This is a genomic window from Nonomuraea sp. SYSU D8015 (assembly GCF_008065375.1).
Classification (GTDB): domain Bacteria; phylum Actinomycetota; class Actinomycetes; order Streptosporangiales; family Streptosporangiaceae; genus Nonomuraea.
The window spans coordinates 1,182,071-1,200,164 of sequence record NZ_VJYI01000001.1 but is presented as its reverse complement, the minus strand read 5'-3'; the positions used below and the strand labels follow the sequence as shown (position 1 = coordinate 1,200,164).

The window sequence follows — 18,094 nt, the reverse complement described above, 5'->3', positions numbered from 1 at the left end:
GCCACTCCTGGCAGGAGCAGGTCCCCGTGGTTGTTCACCTTGTTGCCCGCTCCATTGCGCGTCGTCGGGGTTGGCAGCAACTTGTCGATCGAGTCGACCCCACGCGTTGGCGCCGCCGGTGTGGACGGCCCGCAGGTGTCCACACCGGGTGCACGGTCGCTCGAGTTCTTCGAGGGTGATCCTGTTCATCGCGCTCTCAACGGCACGGCTAGATACTTGAACGCTTGGTCGGTGGATGAGATGAGGATGTAGCGGCCGGGCGCCGTCATGCCGATCACGGTCTTTTCCGTGTGGACGCCTTCGAGTCCGTCGATGAGGAATGGCGGCTGGAAGCGGAGCGTCATCGTGTCGCCGCCCACTTCGCATGGCACGGTGTCGGCGCCGCGGCCGACGCCTGCGATGTCGCCGGCGTGGACGCTGATTTCGTCTGGCCCGATGTCGAGGGTGACGTCCTGGTTTTCCGCGAACAGCACGACGCGTTTCACGGCCTCGAGCAGCGCCTCCGTCTCCACTGTGACGGTGGTGGGGAGGGGTTTGGCGAGGCGCGGCTTGTAGTCGGTGTATTCGTCGATCTGATACTGGCCGATCGTCACCGTCTGCTCAGCGCTGGCGAGAGAGACGAGGGTGTCGCTCACGCCGAGCGTCACCGAGCCTTTGCCGAAGTCCTTCACCATGTCGCGGAAGGCGCGCACTGGCACATGCGCCGCCAGCCGGGCGTCCGGGGTGCCGGGGTTCCACGGCGTGATACGGGTGGCCATCCGATAGTTGTCTGCACCCACCCACGTGATCTCGTCGCCGTCGATGTCCATCCGCACGACGGCGTGCTCCGGCTTCACCGGTTTTTCCGGTTTGCAGGCGGGCGCCACCTGGGAAACGGCGTCGCGCAGATCCGCGGCGTCCACCGTGCCGACGGCGGCGGCTGGCTGGGGCAGTGCTGGGAAGTCGTCGGCGGGTAGCGCCCGGATCGTCATCACCGCGCTGCCGCAGGTGATCGTCGTCTCGGCTGTGGTGGACGCCATCTGCAGGAAGTCGTGGCGCTTCGCCAACCCTTTGGCGGCGTCGGCTAGGAGGCGGCCGGGCAGCAGTGTCTTCCCAGGTTCGGCGACTTCGGCCGGCATGGTGGCGCGGAACGAGGATTCGCGGTTGAACGCCGACACCGTCATGGTGGCGCCGTCGGCTTCGAGGAGCAGCCCGGCGAGAACGGGTTCGATGGGGCCGGATGTGTGGTGCCCGGCGCGGGCTACGAGGTCGGCGAACAGGCTGGGTTCCACAGAGATTTTCATGCGGGCCGCTCCTCTCCGACGTTGTGGCGCGCCTTGCACGGGTCGCAGACAGGGCCCTGTGCGGGGTCGAGCCAGCCGGCGCCTTCCCGCGGCTCGGATTCGATGCGCAGGAGGCGTTCGCAGTCGGGGTAGATGTGGCCCTCGATGTCGCCGCCGATGACGGCGCCGATGTACCAGGGGCGGATCCAGCTCATCCATGCCCGCCACCCGGTGCGGGTCGCGGCGATATCGGTGGTCGCGGTGTTCACGCGGTGACTCCTTCGGCGAGGAGGGCGGCCAATCGGGGTCTGCGGCGGGCGAGGTGCCGGTCGAGTGCCGCCTGGGCGTCGGCGGTGCTGCCGGTGATGGCGGCGAGTGCGACGAGTGCGGTGATGACGACGTCGCACAACTCCCCCGCGACGTCCTCGCGGGTGTGGGTGACGCCCTTGCGCGGGTTCTGGCCGGTCATGCCGATGTAGGCGGCGGCCACCTCACCAGCCTCCTCTGTGATCTTCAGGATTTGCATGGTGGTCGCGTGCTCGCTGCGGCCGTTGGCGGCGTCCAGCCAGTCGAGTGCGGTGGTGACGTGCTGCCACAGGTCGTAGGTCGTGGTGGTGGTCATGCCGTTGCCCTTTCGGCTTGGCGGAGTTCGAGTTGGCGCCGCTCTGGCGAGGTGAGGCCGCCCCAGATGCCGTGCGCCTGCCGGGTGGTGAGCGCGTAGTTGAGGCAGGCTTCGCGGACGGGGCAGCCGCGGCAGATGCGTCTGGCGACTTTGACCTGCGGATTGTCGCCGGTCTCGGAAATGGGGAACCAGATTTCGCCGTCGGCGCCTCGGCATGCGCTGCGCGCCTCCCAGGTGGTGTCGCCGCTGTGGTGAGCCGGCTCCGGCTCTTCTGGGTGGGGCGGCGGTAGTGGTTCGAGGAGGTGGCTGTTTTGCCAGGCGGTGTTGCCGCGCACGGTCGGCCACTTGTGCAGCGTGCCCATCCGGGTGTGGTGGCTGTAGCAGGCGTTGCATAGGCCGCGGCCGCCGTGGAAGCCGCGCTGTTCGCAGTCGAGGCAGATGATGGGCCGGGGTCGTCCGCTCAAGCCGCCACCTCCGAGATGGCGCCGGTGGCTCGTGTCGCGGATGCGTAGCGTTGGACTTGCCGTTCGGACACGCCGAGTTCGAACGCGATGCGGGCGATGCTGAGCGGCGGCCGGAGGCTGGTGAGCTGCTGGTAGCGGGCGAGCATCCGTTGGCCGTGGCTGCCGGTGGGGTGCCAGGTGTCGGGGTTGGTGACGCGCGGGTATTGGGTGAGGGTGCCGCGTTTTTTGTGGCGGTCGTAGCAGGGTTGGATGAGGCGGCGGGCGCGGCTGGGGCCGTCCTGTCCGCAGCAGATGCAGGTGATGATGCGGCGGTGCTTGCTCATGAGGCACCCTCCGGGAGAGGCGCGACGTTGATCTGGTAGCCGAGTGCGGCGAGATACCGCTCGAGCGTCGACAGCCGGACTCCGACCCCCGTCCTGGTCTGCCGTTCGATCGCGGACACGTATCCGTAGTCGGCGTTCAGCCGTTCGGCGACGTCGCACCGCGTCAGCCGCTGGCGGCCGCGCAGGTCGGCCAGCCGGGGTAGCACCGTGGCGAGGTCGGCGACGACCTGGTTGTTGCGGGCGACTACGAGGCGTCGGCCGACGACGCGGGCATAGGCGATGACGTGGCGGATGTTGGGGGCGGAGATGCCGCGTTCCCAGTGGCCGACGCTGTTGGGGGCGACGCCGATCATTCCGGCGAGGTGTCGTTGCTGGATCTGCTGGTCGCAGCGGACGTTGCGGAGCTGCTCCAGCACCGTCAGCGGCTTGACCGCGGTGGCGTTCATGACGCCACCGCTTCGGCCTCGAGCGGTGTCCCGTAGCCGGCCCAGCGCAGCAGCTGGGTCACGTCGCCGAGTAGGAGCCGGACGGGCACGTCGGGCGCCTCGTCGAACAGGGCGATCGACGGTTCCATGAGGGCGGTGAGGGTGCGGCTGGTGATGTGCGCCCACCAGCGGTGCGCGTTCTGTGCTCCGACGCCGCGGCGTTGGACGACGAGCACGCCGACTTCGGCGCGGGCGTTCACGCGCTCGACCTCGGTTTCGACCATCCATGCGGCGATCTGGGCGTCGGAGGCGTTGCGGGCCGCGTCGCCGCCCTTCACTTCGAAGACGATGCCGGGGCAGCCGGTGATGTCTCCGAGGTCCTGGCAGCCGGCCAGGGCTCGTCTTTCTGCGTGCGGGAAACCGTGAATGCGCAGTGTCTTGACCACGGCGGATTCCGCCGCAGTACCACGCGCTTTGGGCCGGTTCATGTGTCACGTCCCTGGAGTCCGATGTGAACGGTCGCCCAGGCTCCGAAGGCCGCGATTGCGGCGGCGGCGAGTGTCCGGCGGCGCCGGAGTTGGGCGGTGAGGGTGCCGTGGCCGTCGTGGGTGCGCAGGCCGGGCAGCTCGATCGCCAGGAACGAGGCGAGGACGCCTGCGGCCCAGTAGCGCCAGGCGGTGCGGTAGACGCACCGTGCGGGCCCGGCCGTGGGGGAAGTCGCGGCCGGGCGGGTCCGGCGGGCGCGGGCGAGGATCTTGTCGAGGCAGTCGCACGCGGTGAAGTCGTCGATCTCGGCGCTCAGAGCGTTGGCGAGGTGGCTCATCGGGCACCTGCCGTGGGGGCGGTGCCGTTGATGACCCGAGCCACAGCCAGGGCGAAGTCGACGTGCAACTCCGGCTCGCCCTTGGCCAGCCGGTCGTCAGGCCCTGAGATAGGAGCGCCGAATATCTCATGCAGCCGCTCGTACTTCGCCGCGAAGTGGTCGAGCAGCGCGGCAAGCGGTTCGGCGAGCAGCGGGCTGACAAGGCAGATCCAGGATGCGTCCCGGTTTGCCTGCTCGCCGTCGCCCGCGTTGGCGACGGAGTCGAGGTAGTCGCCTTCCCAGTTGGCGATGTGGTTCGGGCTGTATCTGGTGATGAAGTCGGGGTCGGCGTCGGCGACTCGCCGCCACGGACCTCGGGTGGCGTTGGCCGCGGTCTCGCGGAGGGTGGTGGCGGCCTGCCGGAGTTCCTGGCAGGGTTCGAGCTTGGTGTTGGCGGATGCGCCGGTGGTGGACATTTATGCCTCCAGCAGGCGGGTCACGTGGGCGGGAAGACGCTCGGGCTCCGGCTCGCTGGTGTTGGCGGCGGTGTAGAGGAGTCCGGCGAGGATGAGTAGGACGGCGGCGGCGGCGAGGGTCCACCGCCGGAAGCGGCGCGAGGCGTGCGCGGTGTTGAGGATGGCGGGCAGGCGGTCGCGCGGTTCGAGGTGGTTGACCTCGTTGTGGAGTGCGCGGGCGAGGATCCGCTCGGCGGTGGCGTGGGTGAGGTCTCGCATCAGGCGCCTCCGCTCTGCACGTCCTGGGTTCGGTACAGTTCGGGGTGGTCGGCCAGGAGGCGGAGCCACAGGGTTTCGAGGCTGTGGATGGCGATGCGGCCTTCGACGGTGAGCCGGACCTTCTCGAATTCGGCGGCCCACAGGCGGCGCACCAGTCGCTGATAGCGGGCGTGCTGCCGCTTCGCGCGCGCGGTGGGGCGGAGATAGTGGCCGAGCGTGGCCGCGCTGACGGCGGCGAGGGTGGCGGCGATGGTGAGCGCGGTGGGGGTCATGACGTCGGCACCGCCTCCCGGGCGGTCGCCTTCGTGGCGTCGTACTTGGCGATGCCCCACACGACGGCGTGGCACTGCCAGAGGTACTGCCAGTGGAAGTCCTGGAACGTCCGCTCCCACGACTCCGGGAAGGCGAGCCGCAGACCCTTGTGCCGGAAGGACGCGATGGCGTAGCGGGCAGTCTCCTCGTATTCGAGGTTGTGCTCGTCGCTGTCGAGGATCTGGAGCTTGACCGCGCGCATCATGCCCGGGTGCTCAGGCGCCAGTTCGGCCGCCTCCTGCAGCACCCATTGCCGGAACGCAGCCTCGGACCAGGTCATCACCTCGCCAGCGCGGACTTTCTCTGCCCAGTAGTGCGGGTTGATGCGGCGACCGGCCGAGCCGTCGCGGAACAGGGCGAACATGTCCTCGGTGTCGTCGCCGAAGCGGCAGAAGTGGTAGGAGCCGTGGGAGCCGTTGACGATCAGGTTGTACGGCCACGTGATCAGGTCGAACCAGTCGAGGCTGGGCGGGGCTGAGAACCGGATGTGCCGGTACAGGCCGTCGTCGTGCAGGGTTTCGAGGCGGTGGTTGGCGGTGTCGCGGGCGAACTGCTTGGCGATGTCGAGGCTCATGCTGCTTCTCCGCCGTTCTGCGGTTCAGCGACCGCCTCGTCGGCTTCGCGGGCGGCGTAGTACTCCGACAGCTTGATCCTCTGCCAGATCGCCGAGTCCACCTGGTCTTGGGGGATCGGGCGGCTCCACTCGGCGTACAGGGTGTCGCGGATGATCCGCATCCCGCAGGTGAGCAGGGCGAGGCTGACGAAGCACTGCATGGGCATTCCCGGCATCTTGTTGCGCGGGTCCGGCTGCACCAGTTCGGCGAGGCGGGCGTCGATCTGCTTGCCCGCCCGGGTCTTCAGTCGGGGCATGAGGTAGCCAGTGCGCTGATCGACACGCCAGCCGTCGGGGGCGTCCTCGCCGTCGACGTGCTCGATGCCGAGGACCCGCCCCGAGTGGCCGACGTAGACAGTGCGTTTGCCGAAGCCGTGCTCGTCGAGGAACGCCTGCATCTGCTTGGTCCACTCTTGGCGGGCGTCGGCGGCGGTGTGCCAGGCGGTGAGCGCGTCGGGGTGCGTGCTGCGGTAGACGGTCAGGTCGCGGTCGCTCATGCTGCTTCACCGCCGTTCTGCGCCACCTTGGCGGCGATCTCACGCAGCTTGCCGACGACGTGTTCGGCGGTGTGTTCGTCGGACCAGCCGCCGATCGACTCGTCCCAGGCGGGGATCGGGTCGAGGCCGAGCCGGTCGACGAGGAGGTCGGCGACGTCGCGGACGGGTCGGAACGCGGCCGAGTCGACAGCCTCGGTCTCCCAGATGTGAGGCGGGAATCCGGCTGCGGCGGCGAGGCTGCCCTGCACGTCGACCGGCCACTCGCTTTCGTCGACGCCGTCGACGGGGACGGTGTAGTCCTCGACGGCGAGCCCGAACTTCTCGATGCGGTCGGCGGCCCGGTTGAGGATGGCGGCGTAGGACAGGTCGAGGGTTTCGATGCTCATCGGGTGCCTCCGGTGGGAGCGCGGTCGGCGATGGCGTCGTGGTAGGCGGCCAGGGCGGCGCGGAGGCGCAGCACCTCGTTGACGAGGTCAGGCACGTCGACACCGATCAGGTGCGCGAGGACAGCGCGTGCGGATCCGTCCACGGTGGCCGGTTCCATCGGGCGGCTGTTGACGGCTGTGCTGCCGTCGGCGGTGAGCCAGCGCATGTCGAACGCGCGGGCCCGAATGGGATCGAGGTTGAGCTGGCTCACCTCGATGGTGATGTCGTACATGGATGCTCCTTTTGCGGATGGCGCGCCCAGCCCCCGTGGCGGGCGCGCGGTCAAGGAACGGAAGGGTTAGGCGGCGTCTTTCGGCGGCGCCGGGTACGGGTTGCCGCCCCGCTCGGCGGCGGCCTTGCAGTCGTCACACTTCGGCTGCACGTCGTCGCCGGCCAGCACCGCCTCCACGTCGGCGGCGGTGGCCTCGCCGAGGTCGCCGCCGCAGAAGATGCAGGCCAGGTGCGGGATGTTGCCCCACTCGCGGGAGTGCGCCAGCGGGAATCTCTGGCGAGGCCGCGGCACGAGCATCGTCTGGGCGTCGCCTCGGTCGTTGACGAGTTCGCCCAACAGGTCGTCGCCGGCCGCGTCCAATTTGAGGAGCCTCTCCCAGCGGCGCTGCCGGTCGCGGCACTCCATCGCCTTTTTCTCCAGGTCGGTGGCGCGGGCCCGGGCGCGGGATGCTTCGCTGGCGTACTGGTCGGCGTGCTTGCGTTCGCGGACCATGTAGCCGCGGAGAATGGCCACGATCAGGTCGGTTTCTTCGACGACCTCGGCGACGTCGGCCTGTTCGGTGTCGTGGACGTGCTCGATTGTCATGACGCGATCGCCTCCGTGGCGGGTTGGGTTTCCGTGGTGGGGGCGGCCTGGACTGGCCAGCTCCCGTCGATGACGGCCTTCTCGTCGCGCTTGTCTCCGGCTTTCGGGGAGCGCAGGTATTCCTGGTAGGAGGCGGCCTGCTCTCGCGCCCAGCGCTGCTGGCGGGCGAATAGTTCGTCGAGCGGCACGTTGAGGTCGTCGAACAGGTGCCGGTCGTCCCCGCGCCCGGCTTGGATGAACGGGCGTTGCTCGCGCGGGAGTGCCGCGATGGTGCCCATCCGCCAGGCGATCCGGGCGGAGATGATGGCGTCGTAGCGGGCGCCGTGCGCCTCCTCATCCACCCACCGGATGCCGAACACCTGGGCGCAGGTTTTGAGCGCGTGGGCCTTCTGCTCCTCGCTGACCTTGCGGCGCCACTTGTCGATGTGCTTCGACAAGGTCTTGGTGTCGATGACAGGTCCGTACGAGCCGCCCATCAGGTTGATGAGCGGGCCGAACCCGTGCCGCACCATCTCTCTGTCGAGAAGGGTCAGGTCATAGTTGCCGATGTTGTGGCCGACCAGCGGAATGCCCTGCTGCCACACCGACTTGACCGCGGCGACGATCTGACCGATCCCCTCCGCCGGTTCAACGCCGTTGACCGCGAGGAAAGCGTCGTCGTAGCCGTGGATGGCGGCCGCCTCAGCCGGCATAGGCACGCCCGGGTCGATATAGAGGGGCGGCCGGTCGACTGGCTTCTCGCCGCCTCCGACGAGGCCGATGTACGCCTCGACGATCCGCGCCTCGTTCGGGTCAACGCCCGTTGACTCGAAATCTAGGGCGGCGAGCCGGCCGGTCCAGAACGTCATATCGTCCACTCCGGCGAGTTGTCGCGGCACTGGCAGTTCGCGGTGATGTCGCGAAGCATGTTGACGGGGCACTCAGACAGGTGCCGCATCCAGCACGAGCAGACCGTCCCCTGGCCGGTGCGTAGATCGCAGGTGGACCAGTGCTTCGCGAGGGCGGCGACGTCGCCGGGCAGGTCCTTGACGAGCGCCCGGTAGAGCGGCGTCGTCTTCAGCCACGACTCAGGATTCTCGGCGCGCTGGGCATCCTGCTGGAGGAGGTCAGCAAGGACCTCGGGCGGCATCTCGAGGTAGAGCGGGCGTTCGTCTTCGGCTGTGCCGTCGGAATCTTGACGCAGGGCGGGGCCGCTGATCGGCGAGGTCAGGGCGGCGAATTCGCCGAAGCTGTACATGATCGAGAGCTCGCAGGCGCGGCGGAGGAGCCAGTTGGCGGCGTTATACCGCCAGGTGGAGTCCATGTCGCGAATGAGGATCGGCCCGCCGACCTTCGGAATCCACGTGGTGTCCTGGTGGAGATGCCTGAACCAGGCGCGGGCTTGCCGCTGCATATCGACGGTGTCGTTCATGACCTCTCCTGGTGCTGGGAGGTGGCGCGGAGGTGGTCGGCGAGTTGGTCGTCGGTGAGGTCGCCGAGGGCGTGCCTGCCGTAAGCGGCACACGCCTCGTCGAGGTGCCCGGCCTGCTGCGCGCGCGCGCGATCCAGGCGAGGGCGTTGGCGCGTTCCTGCTGGTGCTGCTCGTAACCGTGGAAGATCAGGGCGAGGTGGCGGACGGGCAGCGTGATGTAGTCGCTCGAGGCGGCCCGTGCGGCTTCGGTGGCGGTCCGCCATTCGGCCGCGGTGCGGTCGTAGTAGGCGCGGCTCATGACGACGCCTCACCCTGCTGGCCAGCGTCTCCGTCGGCCGTCTCGTTGTTCTTGCCGGCCTCTCGGTCGAGCGCGTCGATTACCTTGGACGCTTCGTCGAGGGTGAGCTCGTTGCGGGACGTGACCTGGTTGTCGTCGCCGCGCTGGAGGACCTCGTTGACGAACGCCAGCGCCGAGTCGCGGTCGGTGAGGCCGACCGTGCGCATGAGCGCGGCCATCTTCTTCTGCTGCGGCTCCGAGATCATCCGCTCGGTGGTGGCGCTGTTGGGTGGGGCCGGCTGCTGGCGGCGCAGGATCTCCTCGGCTGTGACCCGGCTGTCGCTGGCGGGCGGCGGCGCGAGGTCGGGGTCGCCGAGTTCTTCGGCCGCGTAGGGCATCGCGTACAGCACGTCGGCCGCGATCAGACGGCAGATTTCGCCGGTGGCCCGGGCGACCAGCATTGTCTTCGGCTGCTTCTTCCACTCCGACTTGCCGGTCAGGCCCAGCTGTTCGGCACGGGGAATGTCCCACTCCACCTGCTGCCACTCGGTTTCGCCCTTACGCCGGCCGCGCATCACGCATCGGTCCTTCGTGGACTCCACGAGCTGCACGGTGTGGCCGTGCGACTGGACGAGGCCGCGCATGGCGTGCGCGCGCAGCGCCGGTGTGCCCTGAATGACGTCCATGGACCGGAGCGACGCGACGGGCGGCAGCCCCAGTTCGGCGCCGGCGAGAATCGCTGCGGTGATCTCGTGCGGTTTGCCACGCATGGCGGCCGGGACGAACGAGGTCTGGGCCAGCGCTTCGGCGATCTGGCTGGCCTGCTGGACCTCCATGGCCCACACCATGAGCGGGGACGGCTGCGGGTCCACTGCTACCAGCGAGGAGGTGGCGGGCCGGTTGGGGATGGCGAGCTCGGTCACAGGATCTCCTCGAAGGTGGTGTTGGCCCAGCGGGGCAGGGCGATGGTGGCGATTTCGGTGCTGTATCCGGGCCAGATGCCGGTGGCCTGGCAGTGGGCGTAGATGTCGATGGCGCGCTGGTTGGCTTCGCGGCCTGCCTGGACGTCGTCGGGGTCGAGTTCGACGATTTGGATCAGGTAGGGGGCGGTTTTCTCTTGGAAGACGAAGACCATGACGGGGTCGTCGTCGATGCCGACCGCGGTGACGCCGTCGAGGTACCAGGGCTGCTGGCAGTGGTAGCCGTAGTTGGCGACCGATTTGGCGATTGCCGCCCGGGAGGCGTCGGTCGTGGTCTTGTAGTCGCCGACGATGAGCCGGCCGTCGTCGGGGCGGGGGAGCCAGTCGAGGCGTGCGCGCCGCCAGATCCCGGCCTGCTCGTCCTGCCAGATGAGTGTCTTCTCGGGTTCGCCGAGCGCGGGGTCGAAGAGGGCGGAGGCGATGGGGTGTCGGCGGATGGCGTCGGCCATGTCGTGGACGGTCTGGTAGTCGGCGGGTTTGAGCGGCACTGCGCCGCGTTCGCGGGCCCTGGCCACCTGCTCTTTGATCTCTTTGGTGCGCCATTCGTCGGCGGGGATCCGCACGAGTTCGGGGCCGGCGCCGAGCACGAGCTTGTGTGCGGCGTGGCCGAGGTCGAACGCTTTCTTCGGCGGCTGGGGGTGGGTTTGCTGCCAGTGGTAGCGGGCGGGCCCGCCGGGCTGCATGATCAGCCTGGCGCCGGAGGAGGAGAGGCTGCATCCGGGGACGGGGTCGGCGTGGTAGGCGTCTTCGGGGATGTCGTAGACGCCGGGCCCGTCGATGATGGCGGCGGTCTCTGAGATGGCGGTCACTGGGCGCCGTCCTTGCGGCGGTAGAGCAGCGTGAGGTCGTCGCGGGAGCTACGGACTGACTCGAGCAGTTCCTGCGGCGATTTCGTGTTGCCGCCGCCCCTCACGTTGGTCATGACCACGTAGGTGCGGGTGGGCCAAGCGTCGTTCTCCCCCTCTTCGGGGTACGCGCGGGCGAACCACAGCGAGTCCCACGGCATGCCGTCGTCCCACACGTCGCCGGGCTGCGGCGGCCAGTGACGGGGCGGCAGACCGAGGGCCTTGCGCACGCCGGCGGCGACGTACGGCTCGATGTAGCCCTCCAGCTCCCATGCGTCGAGCAATGCGAGCGCCTTGGCGATGGGCTCGGTGGAGTCGAGAGCAGGGGCGGTGGCGTCCGGCTCCGGCTGCTTGTGAGGCGTGATGGCGGCCTGGGCGGGCATGGTGTAGCGGCGGCCGTCGTCGGCGCGGATAGAGGTGAGTCCTGCGCGATGGTCGATGGTGCGCTCGTAGGCGAACTGGACGCCTCTGATGACGACGTCTACGGTGTCGCCGGGGTTGATCTCGGTCATCGGGCACCGTCCTTGCTGGCTGTGGCGGCGAGGTGGTGGGCGTAGGCGATGACGTCGCCGCGGTGCAGCCGCGCCCGCCCGTCTGTCCGGAAGGCGGGGATGCCGCTGACGATCAGCAGGGCGACAGCCTCGACGTCGCGGATGTCGAGTTGCTGGGCGATGACCCGCACCGCGTCGCGGACGCTGACCGAGTCCAGCTCGTCAGCTTCGGCTTCGGCCGCCGCGTCGGCTGCCGCGCGAAGTTCAGACACGATCGCGTCTGCGTTGTGGCGGGCGGACCAGCGGGTGAGGAACCCGCCAGGGTGGCGGCGGCCGGTGTATCCGACCCTGGCGGCGAAGGTCCGGCACGCCTCGGCGAACAGCGGCACGCGGAGCGGCTGGCCGGGCTTGAAGTCCTGCGGGCCGCAGAGGGCGAGGTAGAGGGCCCCGTGCACGGTGACGGCCTTCCGGGTTTCAACCAGGCTGGCGGCGGTGCGCAGGACGTCGGCGACGGTCTCCATCAGCGGTCACCGCCCTCGGGGTGGCTGCCTCGGCAGTGAGCGCCGAATCCGCGACCACCGCAGGTGAGTTCGGGCCGTCCGGGAGGCGGATAGTGCGCGACCGGGGTGCCGTCCTTGCGCTGGACGACGTCGCGGGTGCAGATGGGGCAGGTGGTGCGGGGGCGGGTGGCCATCAGCGGTCACCGCCTGTCGCACTGTCAGGCTGAGTGCCGACGCGGACCGCGCAGCCGTATCCGTCAGGTGCGCTGCCAGCCTGCTGTGCGGTGTAGCCGCGTTCCTTCAGGTACGTCTCGATTTCCAGGGCGTTGCCGCCGCTGTTGACGAGGACGATGATGTGGTCGCCCTGCCCGTAGACGTTGATCACAGCCTCGGGCATTGCGTAGCCGAGACGCCGGGCGATGGCACGCTCGCAGTGGCGTCGGATGTGCGCTCGGTTGAGCCGAGTAGGCGTCCTGGCCATCACTCACCGCCCTGGTCGTCGGAGCTGAGGTAGAGGCCGGAGGTGGCGTTGAACGCCCGGTCGAGGCGTTCGCCCATCACGGCGGCGTCGGTGCGCAGGAGTTCGATCTGGCGTAGCGCCTCGTTGACGGCGCGGGACGGGTCCTCGTGGGTGTGGCGCAGCCGGCCGGTATAGGCCATCTGGGTGAGCCGGTTGCTGAGCTGGCCGAACATCTGGTCTGCGCGCTGCATGCCGTCGCGGAGGCTGCCGAGCACGTCGTGCACGGTGGCCGGGTGTTTGAGCGCGTCCGGGTTGCGGGTGGCGTGGTTGAGGACGCGGACGGCTTCGGCGAAGGCTTGGGCGGCGTGTCGGATGCTGTCGTCGTCGTGCGGCCCATCCGGGTCGAGGCGGTAGGTTGTCACAGCGCCACCGCCGCAGGCTGCTCGTTACCCGTCCACCCGATGCCGTTGTACGAGGGGTAGAACCTTCTGATCTCGGCTCGGTCGTAGAACTCATCGTCGGCGATCTCGCCGCACAGTCTGCACAGGGATCGTCCGCGCGGCGCGACCAGGCGGTTCCTCTGATTCAGCCCCAGCCCACAGAGTCCGGTGTAGATCCGCTCGGGGTTCACGACGTCCTCGATGTGCGCCTCTGCGTCCCAGTCAGCGCCGAGGTAGCGGACTTCTCGTGGCTCGCTAAGTGTCGTCACAGCGCCACCGCCGTGGGGGCGTCGTCGATGGCGGTCAGCTTGTTGCGGCGGATCTGCTTCACCATGTCGTCGGCGATCCGCCCGGCCTCGCGGACCCGCTCGTCGAAGCTGTTGGTGCGTGCCAGCTCGACGGCGTCGTCGCCGGTCGCGTGCCCGTTCGCGGCGAGGATGGCGGCGATCAGCATGGTCCGTTGGGATCCTGAGTTGCCGTAGTCGGCGTTGTGGGCGGCGAGCGCCCATAGGGCCGGGTCCGGCTGCGGCTCCGGCAGGAGTCCATCAGCATCCAGATCGGCGATCGCGGTCACGATCTCCGCAGAGGCGACGTCCGGCACCTCGGACAACGGCACGTCCGGCTTGCCGATGCGGATGACCGTCTGTATCGCGCCGTTGAGCAGGTGCGCGCCCGGCTCGCCGACGTGCATGGCGATCATGGAGGCGAGGGCGGTGATGATCTGGTCGATGACGCACGGCGTCTCGGTGTCGCGGTCGGCCAGCCAGGCGTCGACGTCCTCCTCGGACACTTCCGGCAGGAGATCGGTCAGGGTGAGCAGGTGGGCGGCCGTGTCGCGGGGCAGCGGCAGGGTGACGTCGACCCGGGTCGGGTCGGCCAGCCACGAGATGAAGATCCGGGTGGCGGGCGGCGTCTTGTCCCAGTAGGTGAGGAGCGCGAGAGCCTGCCGGTCCTGCGGGGTGAGGCTGGTGCAGTCGGCGGCGGTGACGTTTCGCAGCGCGGCGGTGATGTCGAGCACGTCGTGCGGGGTGAGCATGCTCTCCGGCGTCGACTCGGGGTCTGCGGGCTTGGTGACGCCGGCGACGGTGTGGGTGGCGAAGAACGCGTCCTCGTCGGCCTCGGATACGGCGGGCAGTCGGTGGATGAGGTCGAGCAGCACCTGCGTGCAGCGCTGGTTGAGGGGCAGCGGGTAACCATCGAAGATGCGCCGGATAACCAGCCGGGCGAGCATCTTGCAGCCGGGCCAGTAGGTGGCGACCGCGAGGGCCTGCCGGTCGGCGGCGTCCGGGGTGATGCCGTAGTAGGCGACGTTGACGATCGCCTTTTCGATGGCGAGCACGTCACACGCGGTCAGTAAGCCTGCCGTCGTGACCGTGTGCTGCTGCCTGTCGGGGGCATGTGTGGTAGTGGTTGTCATGGCTTGTGGTCCCTTGCTGCAGTAGGGATGGCGGGTCGGTTCGTGAGGCTCGGTCGGTGGCTCGGCCGGGCCTTGCGGCTGTCTAAGGGGCGTGCACGCGGGGGCGGCTGGCGATGAACGCCTTGAGTTCGTCCAGCGGCACACGGAGGCAGGTGACCTTGCTGCCGGGGCGGGCCAGGTCGACCGGGTTGAGCAGGCCGTCGGCGATGTAGGTGTAGACGGTGTCGCGGTGCACGCGGAGTTCTTCTGCGGTTTCGGGGATGGTGAGCAGGAGCGTCTTGCGCTCGGTGGCCGGCTGGCGGCCGTTCTTGGCGGTCATGACGCCACCGCTTCGGGTTCGCTGAGTTGGGTGACCTCAACCTCGACCGTGCCGAGGTCGAGGACAAAGTCGAGGTCGAGGTCGAGGAAGGTTTCGATCTCTTCGCGGAGGTTGGGGGCGAGCAGGCCGAGCAGTCGCAGCGCGTAGAAGGCGCTGGGTTCGCGGTCGCCCTTGAGCGCGCGGTGGTGGATGGATGGGACGACGCCGATGGCGCGGGCTTGGGCGCTCTCGGAGTCGTAGCCGAGGGCGTTCATGCGGGTTCTGACGGCGTCGGCGCGCAGTCTCACGCGGTGCTGCGCCATGCGGTCCTCCAGGTGATCCAGAATCAATTTCTGTGCCATTCGGCGTGGTTCGGGAGCGAGTTCTGTGCCGTTCGGCACACCGAAGCGCCCTCAATGTAGCGCTGTGCCGAACGGCATAGCAATACCCGCGCGTCATGATTTTTTGGAGTCAAGACCTCGGGCTTCACGTGGGTAAACCCGGCCGGTCAGGATGTGGTGCCCCAACTGCCCATATTGCGGCGCGTGATCAACGGGGTATCATCTGTGCCCGTGGGCAAAACTCCTGGTCGGCTCGGCGTGTGGTTGAACGCAGAGCTCACCAAACGCGGCTACAACCTCGAAAGAGGTGGCCAGTCGAAGTTTGCGCGCGAAGCGGACGTTCACGCCTCAATGATCAACCGGATCCTGTCCGAGGACCGCGGTGCAGAGGTGGACGTTCTACGCCGGATCGGCAAAGCGCTCGGCTACAACCTGGGGGAGATGCTTCTCCACGCAGGGATGGCTGAGCGCGACGAGCTGCCGCCCCGGCCTCCCGACGAGCTGCAGGCAACGTCGGACAACCCGTACACGGATCCGCAAGAGCGTCACATCTGGGCGATCCCCGGGATGAGCGACGAAGACAAGAGGATGTTCCTTCGGCTCCTCCGCACCATCCGCGCCGAGGAGAACGCGCCAGAGGAACGTCCGTCCGCAGAGGTGCGGCAACTCCGCCGCCCCTCGTGACGCGATGCCGGCCGCGGATTCCGAGACGCCGCGGCCAGGCGATTTACGCTCCGTAACCCGCCTAAAGGATCAGTTCGTGCGTCAGCTGTGCGTCACAAGCGGCCGACACTAGGCGACACACGCCGACACTGGCCGACAGTTGACGCTGGTCAGGGCACAGGTCGCCTATGCTGACCTGTATGTCTTCCTTCGTTCACACCGAAGAGGTCACTGGTTCGATCCCAGTATCGCCCACCGAGCTCAAGGGCCACATCCCTGACACGGGGTGTGGCCCTTGATCTTTCTGCCTGACCGACTGCCTGACGACGCCCCTGCTCGTCAGAGGGCAGGTGCGGCTCATGGCGGTCGCGTCCTGCTCCCCCGCTGTCCGGTGGCAGCGGGCCGTCCAAGGCCGACGCGGCCCTGCGGGCGCCTAGGGGGCGGATGATCCGTGGCGGTGAGCGGCTGCGCGGGCATGCGGCACGTGGCGGCGCCTCCAATCGGCCTGCTTCTCGAGACTCCGGCCGCGCACTGTGGCGGCTCGGCGGCAGGGCTCACGGGCATGGGGCTGAGCTGCGGCGACGGCGGCGGCTACAGAGATATCGCGTTTGTGGCGAAACCGCTGAGGGCAGCCGCGAGTGCGGGCAGCGTCCCCCTGCCCATCCCGGGTCGAAAGGGCTGTGCCGCACATGGCATTCGCATTGGGTCTTCTCGGTCATGACATAGCGGTCGACTTAGGCACCGCGAACACGCTCGTCTACGTCCGCAGGAAGGGCATCGTGCTCAACGAGCCCTCCGTCATCGCGATCAACCTCCACAAGAACACCGTCGTGGCCGTCGGCAAGGCGGCCAAGCGCATGGTGGGTCGCACTCCCCCGCACATCGCCACGATCAGGCCGCTCAAGGACGGCGTGATCGCGGACCTGGACGCGGCGGAGCGGATGCTGCGCATGTTCATCCAGAAGGCGCACCCCAGCAGGTTCCTGGCCAAGCCCCGCATCGTGGTGGCGGTGCCGAGCGGCACCACCTCCATCGAGCAGCGGGCGGTCAAGGAGGCCGCCTACGAGGCGGGCGCGCGCCGGGTGCACATCATCGAGGAGCCGATGGCCGCGGCGATCGGCGCCGGGCTGAAGGTCGGCGAGGCCACCGGCAACATGGTGGTCGACATCGGCGGCGGCACCACCGAGGTCGCCATCGTCTCCATGAGCGGCGTCGTCGTCGCCAAGTCGCTGCGCGTGGGCGGCGACGAGCTGGACGAGGCCATCATCACGTACGCCAAGAAAGAGCACGCGCTGCTGCTCGGCGACCGTACGGCCGAGCGGCTGAAGATCGATCTGGGCATGGTGCGGCCCGCACCCACGCGGGACGCCGAGATCGCCCCGCGCGGCCGGCACCGTGTGGGCGTCCCCGCCAACGGGGACTCCCTGCCGCCCATCGTGGTGGACGAGGAGGAGCCGGAGCCGCCGCCCGCCCCCCGCCGGTGGAACCCGTTCCGGTCCAGGGTCAAGCAGGACGCCGCGCCGCCGCCGGGGGCGCCGCGGCCGATCGCCCCGGACGCCAGCGCCCCGGTACGCGGCCGCGACCTGGTCAGCGGGCTGCCGAAGACGGCGACGATCACGTCGGAGGAGATCAGCGAGGCCATCGAGGACCAGGTGCAGACCATCATCGACTCCGTCCAGACGACGCTCGACCAGTGCCCGGCCGAGCTGGCCGGCGACCTGCTGGACAACGGCATCGTGCTGACCGGCGGCGGAGCGCTGCTGCGCGGCCTGGCCGAGCGCATGGGCCAGGCCACCGGCATGCCGATCAGGGTCGTGGACAAGCCGCTGTACTCCGTGGCGCTGGGCGCGGGCCGCTGCGTCGAGCGCTTCCAGGCGATGCGTGACGTCCTGCTGCCCGATTGGTCCAGGCGGTGAAGCGGACGATCGTCCTGCTCGTCCTCCTCGCCGGTGTGGCCCTCGTGGCGGTCGACCGTACGCTCATGCCCCTGACGCCGCTGCGGTCGGCGGGCTCGACGGTGTACGGGACGGTCCAGAGCGCGATCGGCTCGGTCACCCGGTCGGTCGGTGGCGAGGCCCGCCTGCGGGCCCTGGAGCAGGAGAACGCCCGGCTGCGGGCCCTGGAGCAGGAGAACCTCCGGCTCCGGTCCGACCTGCGGTCCACCGGAGGCAAGAGCCAGGCGACGGCGCGGCTGCAGGGCGTGGCCGCGCACGTGGTCGGGTTCGGGCAGGGCCAGAAGGTGACCATCGACGCCGGGTCGGCGGCGGGCGTCGTGCGGGACGTGACGGTGTTCAACGCCGACGGCCTCGTCGGCAAGGTCACCTGGGCGGGCCCGGCCACCGCGTCCGTGTCGCTGATCACCGATCCCGGCTCCTCGGTGGGCGCCCGCATGGCGGACTCGGGCGAGCTGGGCGTGGTGACGGGGCTGCCGGGCGAGGGCCGGCTGCGGCTGAGCCTGTTCGACCCGAACGCGCCGCTCCGGGTCGGCGACGAGGTGGTGACGCTGGGCTCGGCGGGCGGGCGGCCGTACGTGGCCGGTCTGCCCATCGGCGCGGTGGAGCGGATCGAGAGCGTGCCGGGCGCGGCCACGCGCACGGCGCTGGTGCGGCCCGCCGCCCGGCTGTCCGCACTCGACCTCGTCGCGGTGGTCGTGCCCGAGCCCGGGAGGTGAGCC

The 18,094-nt window shown here is 69.3% G+C and carries 33 protein-coding genes; 4 read left to right on the top strand and 29 right to left on the bottom strand.

Annotation, left to right across the window (positions count from 1 at the left end):
- Nucleotides 1-185: 185 nt before the first annotated feature.
- The 18 genes from ID574_RS07750 to ID574_RS07665 all read right to left on the bottom strand — a co-directional run bounded on the left by ID574_RS07750 (nt 186) and on the right by ID574_RS07665 (nt 8,708).
- Entirely contained in the window at nt 186-1,283 is a 1,098-nt protein-coding gene (locus ID574_RS07750; RefSeq protein WP_188187998.1) for a DNA polymerase III subunit beta, read from the bottom strand.
- Nucleotides 1,280-1,531, bottom strand: a complete 252-nt coding sequence (locus tag ID574_RS07745; protein ID WP_188187997.1) for a hypothetical protein — start codon at nt 1,529-1,531, stop codon at nt 1,280-1,282. Before ID574_RS07745 ends, ID574_RS07750 begins: the two co-directional genes overlap by 4 nt.
- Complete coding sequence (locus tag ID574_RS07740) at nt 1,528-1,884, bottom strand: MazG-like family protein (RefSeq protein ID WP_188187996.1); 357 nt, start codon at nt 1,882-1,884, stop codon at nt 1,528-1,530. The genes ID574_RS07745 and ID574_RS07740 overlap by 4 nt, the downstream gene beginning before the upstream one ends.
- Entirely contained in the window at nt 1,881-2,348 is a 468-nt protein-coding gene (locus ID574_RS07735; protein WP_223166457.1) for a WhiB family transcriptional regulator, read from the bottom strand. The genes ID574_RS07740 and ID574_RS07735 overlap by 4 nt, the downstream gene beginning before the upstream one ends.
- On the bottom strand, nt 2,345-2,671 hold the full coding sequence (locus ID574_RS07730) for a helix-turn-helix domain-containing protein (protein WP_188187995.1): 327 nt from the start codon (nt 2,669-2,671) through the stop codon (nt 2,345-2,347). Before ID574_RS07730 ends, ID574_RS07735 begins: the two co-directional genes overlap by 4 nt.
- Nucleotides 2,668-3,117 (bottom strand): helix-turn-helix transcriptional regulator, encoded by a 450-nt coding sequence (locus ID574_RS07725; RefSeq protein ID WP_188187994.1) that lies wholly within the window; start codon nt 3,115-3,117, stop codon nt 2,668-2,670. Before ID574_RS07725 ends, ID574_RS07730 begins: the two co-directional genes overlap by 4 nt.
- Nucleotides 3,114-3,542, bottom strand: coding sequence for a hypothetical protein (locus ID574_RS07720; protein WP_188187993.1), 429 nt, complete (start codon nt 3,540-3,542; stop codon nt 3,114-3,116). The genes ID574_RS07725 and ID574_RS07720 overlap by 4 nt, the downstream gene beginning before the upstream one ends.
- 38 nt (nt 3,543-3,580) lie before the next feature.
- Nucleotides 3,581-3,919 (bottom strand): hypothetical protein, encoded by a 339-nt coding sequence (locus tag ID574_RS07715; RefSeq protein WP_188187992.1) that lies wholly within the window; start codon nt 3,917-3,919, stop codon nt 3,581-3,583.
- Nucleotides 3,916-4,374, bottom strand: a complete 459-nt coding sequence (locus ID574_RS07710) for a hypothetical protein (RefSeq protein ID WP_188187991.1) — start codon at nt 4,372-4,374, stop codon at nt 3,916-3,918. The genes ID574_RS07715 and ID574_RS07710 overlap by 4 nt, the downstream gene beginning before the upstream one ends.
- Entirely contained in the window at nt 4,375-4,632 is a 258-nt protein-coding gene (locus ID574_RS07705) for a hypothetical protein (protein ID WP_188187990.1), read from the bottom strand. It lies immediately after the preceding gene.
- The gene (locus tag ID574_RS07700) at nt 4,632-4,904 is read right to left on the bottom strand and encodes a hypothetical protein (protein ID WP_188187989.1); all 273 of its coding nucleotides are present in this window, start codon (nt 4,902-4,904) and stop codon (nt 4,632-4,634) included. The genes ID574_RS07705 and ID574_RS07700 overlap by 1 nt, the downstream gene beginning before the upstream one ends.
- Nucleotides 4,901-5,518 carry a hypothetical protein gene (locus tag ID574_RS07695; protein ID WP_188187988.1) on the bottom strand — a complete coding sequence of 206 codons (618 nt, stop codon included), beginning with the start codon at nt 5,516-5,518 and terminating at the stop codon, nt 4,901-4,903. The genes ID574_RS07700 and ID574_RS07695 overlap by 4 nt, the downstream gene beginning before the upstream one ends.
- Nucleotides 5,515-6,054 (bottom strand): hypothetical protein, encoded by a 540-nt coding sequence (locus ID574_RS07690; protein WP_188187987.1) that lies wholly within the window; start codon nt 6,052-6,054, stop codon nt 5,515-5,517. Before ID574_RS07690 ends, ID574_RS07695 begins: the two co-directional genes overlap by 4 nt.
- Complete coding sequence (locus tag ID574_RS07685) at nt 6,051-6,440, bottom strand: DUF6197 family protein (protein ID WP_188187986.1); 390 nt, start codon at nt 6,438-6,440, stop codon at nt 6,051-6,053. Before ID574_RS07685 ends, ID574_RS07690 begins: the two co-directional genes overlap by 4 nt.
- Nucleotides 6,437-6,712, bottom strand: coding sequence for a hypothetical protein (locus tag ID574_RS07680; protein WP_188187985.1), 276 nt, complete (start codon nt 6,710-6,712; stop codon nt 6,437-6,439). Before ID574_RS07680 ends, ID574_RS07685 begins: the two co-directional genes overlap by 4 nt.
- A 66-nt stretch (nt 6,713-6,778) precedes the next feature.
- A complete protein-coding gene (locus ID574_RS07675; RefSeq protein WP_188187984.1) occupies nt 6,779-7,297 on the bottom strand; it encodes a hypothetical protein in 519 nt (172 codons plus the stop codon).
- On the bottom strand, nt 7,294-8,145 hold the full coding sequence (locus ID574_RS07670; RefSeq protein ID WP_188187983.1) for an exonuclease domain-containing protein: 852 nt from the start codon (nt 8,143-8,145) through the stop codon (nt 7,294-7,296). Before ID574_RS07670 ends, ID574_RS07675 begins: the two co-directional genes overlap by 4 nt.
- Nucleotides 8,142-8,708, bottom strand: coding sequence for a hypothetical protein (locus ID574_RS07665; protein WP_188187982.1), 567 nt, complete (start codon nt 8,706-8,708; stop codon nt 8,142-8,144). Before ID574_RS07665 ends, ID574_RS07670 begins: the two co-directional genes overlap by 4 nt.
- A gap of 11 nt (nt 8,709-8,719) precedes the next feature.
- Between ID574_RS07665 and ID574_RS07660 the strand changes: the two genes are divergently transcribed.
- A complete protein-coding gene (locus ID574_RS07660; RefSeq protein WP_188187981.1) occupies nt 8,720-8,884 on the top strand; it encodes a hypothetical protein in 165 nt (54 codons plus the stop codon).
- Between the two features lie 118 nt (nt 8,885-9,002).
- On the opposite strand, the gene ID574_RS07655 is transcribed toward ID574_RS07660, so the two are convergent.
- The 11 genes from ID574_RS07655 to ID574_RS07605 form a co-directional block, all read right to left on the bottom strand.
- Nucleotides 9,003-9,908, bottom strand: a complete 906-nt coding sequence (locus tag ID574_RS07655; protein ID WP_188187980.1) for a hypothetical protein — start codon at nt 9,906-9,908, stop codon at nt 9,003-9,005.
- Nucleotides 9,905-10,774, bottom strand: coding sequence for a PD-(D/E)XK nuclease-like domain-containing protein (locus tag ID574_RS07650; protein ID WP_223166456.1), 870 nt, complete (start codon nt 10,772-10,774; stop codon nt 9,905-9,907). The genes ID574_RS07655 and ID574_RS07650 overlap by 4 nt, the downstream gene beginning before the upstream one ends.
- Nucleotides 10,771-11,322: a hypothetical protein gene (locus ID574_RS07645; protein WP_188187979.1), complete on the bottom strand. Its 552-nt coding sequence runs from the start codon at nt 11,320-11,322 to the stop codon at nt 10,771-10,773. The genes ID574_RS07650 and ID574_RS07645 overlap by 4 nt, the downstream gene beginning before the upstream one ends.
- Nucleotides 11,319-11,822 carry a hypothetical protein gene (locus ID574_RS07640; RefSeq protein ID WP_188187978.1) on the bottom strand — a complete coding sequence of 168 codons (504 nt, stop codon included), beginning with the start codon at nt 11,820-11,822 and terminating at the stop codon, nt 11,319-11,321. Before ID574_RS07640 ends, ID574_RS07645 begins: the two co-directional genes overlap by 4 nt.
- Nucleotides 11,822-11,995: a hypothetical protein gene (locus tag ID574_RS07635; RefSeq protein WP_188187977.1), complete on the bottom strand. Its 174-nt coding sequence runs from the start codon at nt 11,993-11,995 to the stop codon at nt 11,822-11,824. Before ID574_RS07635 ends, ID574_RS07640 begins: the two co-directional genes overlap by 1 nt.
- Nucleotides 11,995-12,186: a hypothetical protein gene (locus ID574_RS07630; protein WP_188187976.1), complete on the bottom strand. Its 192-nt coding sequence runs from the start codon at nt 12,184-12,186 to the stop codon at nt 11,995-11,997. Before ID574_RS07630 ends, ID574_RS07635 begins: the two co-directional genes overlap by 1 nt.
- Nucleotides 12,187-12,281: 95 nt before the next feature.
- Nucleotides 12,282-12,683, bottom strand: coding sequence for a hypothetical protein (locus tag ID574_RS07625; protein WP_188187975.1), 402 nt, complete (start codon nt 12,681-12,683; stop codon nt 12,282-12,284).
- Nucleotides 12,680-12,970 carry a hypothetical protein gene (locus ID574_RS07620; RefSeq protein ID WP_188187974.1) on the bottom strand — a complete coding sequence of 97 codons (291 nt, stop codon included), beginning with the start codon at nt 12,968-12,970 and terminating at the stop codon, nt 12,680-12,682. The genes ID574_RS07625 and ID574_RS07620 overlap by 4 nt, the downstream gene beginning before the upstream one ends.
- Nucleotides 12,967-14,118 (bottom strand): hypothetical protein, encoded by a 1,152-nt coding sequence (locus ID574_RS07615; protein ID WP_188187973.1) that lies wholly within the window; start codon nt 14,116-14,118, stop codon nt 12,967-12,969. The genes ID574_RS07620 and ID574_RS07615 overlap by 4 nt, the downstream gene beginning before the upstream one ends.
- An 82-nt stretch (nt 14,119-14,200) precedes the next feature.
- Nucleotides 14,201-14,437, bottom strand: a complete 237-nt coding sequence (locus ID574_RS07610; protein WP_188187972.1) for a helix-turn-helix domain-containing protein — start codon at nt 14,435-14,437, stop codon at nt 14,201-14,203.
- Complete coding sequence (locus ID574_RS07605) at nt 14,434-14,739, bottom strand: hypothetical protein (RefSeq protein WP_188187971.1); 306 nt, start codon at nt 14,737-14,739, stop codon at nt 14,434-14,436. Before ID574_RS07605 ends, ID574_RS07610 begins: the two co-directional genes overlap by 4 nt.
- A 249-nt stretch (nt 14,740-14,988) precedes the next feature.
- On the opposite strand from ID574_RS07605, the gene ID574_RS07600 reads away from it, so the two are divergent.
- From ID574_RS07600 to mreC, 3 genes are all read left to right on the top strand, one after another.
- Nucleotides 14,989-15,441: a helix-turn-helix domain-containing protein gene (locus tag ID574_RS07600; protein ID WP_188187970.1), complete on the top strand. Its 453-nt coding sequence runs from the start codon at nt 14,989-14,991 to the stop codon at nt 15,439-15,441.
- A gap of 668 nt (nt 15,442-16,109) precedes the next feature.
- Nucleotides 16,110-17,336, top strand: a complete 1,227-nt coding sequence (locus ID574_RS07595; RefSeq protein ID WP_188187969.1) for a rod shape-determining protein — start codon at nt 16,110-16,112, stop codon at nt 17,334-17,336.
- Complete coding sequence (mreC, locus tag ID574_RS07590; protein WP_188187968.1) at nt 17,333-18,091, top strand: rod shape-determining protein MreC; 759 nt, start codon at nt 17,333-17,335, stop codon at nt 18,089-18,091. Before ID574_RS07595 ends, mreC begins: the two co-directional genes overlap by 4 nt.
- Nucleotides 18,092-18,094: the final 3 nt, after the last annotated feature.

Excerpts from the sequence above, each read along its gene's own strand:
- ID574_RS07705 (WP_188187990.1), bottom strand. The coding sequence starts at position 4,632 with ATGCGAGACCTCACCCACGCCACCGCCGAGCGGATCCTCGCCCGCGCA.
- ID574_RS07725 (WP_188187994.1), bottom strand. The coding sequence starts at position 3,117 with ATGAACGCCACCGCGGTCAAGCCGCTGACGGTGCTGGAGCAGCTCCGC.
- ID574_RS07640 (WP_188187978.1), bottom strand. The coding sequence starts at position 11,822 with ATGGAGACCGTCGCCGACGTCCTGCGCACCGCCGCCAGCCTGGTTGAA.
- ID574_RS07610 (WP_188187972.1), bottom strand. The coding sequence starts at position 14,437 with ATGACCGCCAAGAACGGCCGCCAGCCGGCCACCGAGCGCAAGACGCTC.
- ID574_RS07605 (WP_188187971.1), bottom strand. The coding sequence starts at position 14,739 with ATGGCGCAGCACCGCGTGAGACTGCGCGCCGACGCCGTCAGAACCCGC.
- ID574_RS07675 (WP_188187984.1), bottom strand. The coding sequence starts at position 7,297 with ATGACAATCGAGCACGTCCACGACACCGAACAGGCCGACGTCGCCGAG.
- ID574_RS07680 (WP_188187985.1), bottom strand. The coding sequence starts at position 6,712 with ATGTACGACATCACCATCGAGGTGAGCCAGCTCAACCTCGATCCCATT.
- ID574_RS07685 (WP_188187986.1), bottom strand. The coding sequence starts at position 6,440 with ATGAGCATCGAAACCCTCGACCTGTCCTACGCCGCCATCCTCAACCGG.
- ID574_RS07740 (WP_188187996.1), bottom strand. The coding sequence starts at position 1,884 with ATGACCACCACCACGACCTACGACCTGTGGCAGCACGTCACCACCGCA.
- ID574_RS07670 (WP_188187983.1), bottom strand. The coding sequence starts at position 8,145 with ATGACGTTCTGGACCGGCCGGCTCGCCGCCCTAGATTTCGAGTCAACG.
- ID574_RS07615 (WP_188187973.1), bottom strand. The coding sequence starts at position 14,118 with ATGACAACCACTACCACACATGCCCCCGACAGGCAGCAGCACACGGTC.
- ID574_RS07710 (WP_188187991.1), bottom strand. The coding sequence starts at position 4,374 with ATGTCCACCACCGGCGCATCCGCCAACACCAAGCTCGAACCCTGCCAG.
- ID574_RS07750 (WP_188187998.1), bottom strand. The coding sequence starts at position 1,283 with ATGAAAATCTCTGTGGAACCCAGCCTGTTCGCCGACCTCGTAGCCCGC.
- ID574_RS07665 (WP_188187982.1), bottom strand. The coding sequence starts at position 8,708 with ATGAACGACACCGTCGATATGCAGCGGCAAGCCCGCGCCTGGTTCAGG.
- ID574_RS07700 (WP_188187989.1), bottom strand. The coding sequence starts at position 4,904 with ATGACCCCCACCGCGCTCACCATCGCCGCCACCCTCGCCGCCGTCAGC.
- ID574_RS07730 (WP_188187995.1), bottom strand. The coding sequence starts at position 2,671 with ATGAGCAAGCACCGCCGCATCATCACCTGCATCTGCTGCGGACAGGAC.
- ID574_RS07715 (WP_188187992.1), bottom strand. The coding sequence starts at position 3,919 with ATGAGCCACCTCGCCAACGCTCTGAGCGCCGAGATCGACGACTTCACC.
- ID574_RS07595 (WP_188187969.1), top strand. The coding sequence starts at position 16,110 with ATGGCATTCGCATTGGGTCTTCTCGGTCATGACATAGCGGTCGACTTA.
- ID574_RS07695 (WP_188187988.1), bottom strand. The coding sequence starts at position 5,518 with ATGAGCCTCGACATCGCCAAGCAGTTCGCCCGCGACACCGCCAACCAC.
- ID574_RS07645 (WP_188187979.1), bottom strand. The coding sequence starts at position 11,322 with ATGACCGAGATCAACCCCGGCGACACCGTAGACGTCGTCATCAGAGGC.
- ID574_RS07635 (WP_188187977.1), bottom strand. The coding sequence starts at position 11,995 with ATGGCCACCCGCCCCCGCACCACCTGCCCCATCTGCACCCGCGACGTC.
- ID574_RS07690 (WP_188187987.1), bottom strand. The coding sequence starts at position 6,054 with ATGAGCGACCGCGACCTGACCGTCTACCGCAGCACGCACCCCGACGCG.